Below are 674 nucleotides of genomic sequence, written 5' to 3'. Positions count from 1 at the left end.
AGGCGCCGGACGTCGGACGATGGCCCTGCGCCCGGGTTGTCGACAGTTGCGGCGGTCACACCTTGCTGTTCCGCCCAGATCAGGGCGAACTGCGTCCAGCGGACCACGTCGAGCCACTGATCATCGCCCTTGCGGATCCAAGCCCCCAACGGCTCCATGGTGATGTTCTCGGGCAGCAGTAGGAAATCGTCCGGTTTGGGTTGCGACGCGCGAAAGCCGGACAGTGCTGTCATATCGCGGGTGTAGACGTCGCAGCGCCCAGCAAGGAACGCGCGGATGATCTCGTTCGGATCGTCGATGAGAATGGGCTGGAAGGCCAGCCGGTGGGCGCGGAACCATTCCTGCAGGATGACCTCGGTGGTGGACCCCGGCGGAACGCAGACGGTCGCACCGTCCAACTCAGTCAGGTGCGAGACGCCGAGCGAGCGCCGCACCAGGAAGCCCTGCCCGCTGAAGTAGTTCGCGGCGGCGAATACCAAGCCAAGTTGGGTCTCACGCGTGGTGGTCCAGGTCGTGCTGCCGAACAACACATCGATGTCGCCGCCCTGGACCGCGGGAAACCGGGTCAGCCCTGTGATAGGGCGAATATTGACCTTCTCGGGATCGCCGAGCACGGCGGCGGCCAGCGCGCGGCAAGAGTCGACGTCCATTCCGCGCCAGACCCCGCGGCGGTC

At 65.9% G+C, this 674-nt stretch carries 1 protein-coding gene; it reads right to left on the bottom strand.

The window, feature by feature from the left end; all coding sequences use genetic code 11:
- Positions 1-650: transporter substrate-binding domain-containing protein (locus AC1DWF_RS35080; RefSeq protein WP_476843081.1), on the bottom strand; the 650-nt coding region annotated here is incomplete at its 3' end.
- Between the last annotated feature and the right edge of the window lie 24 nt (positions 651-674).

It is taken from the genome of Aminobacter sp. P4_D5, from assembly GCF_056401815.1.
Note: the sequence above shows the minus strand (reverse complement) of the source record. Positions and strands in the feature narration are given on the sequence as shown.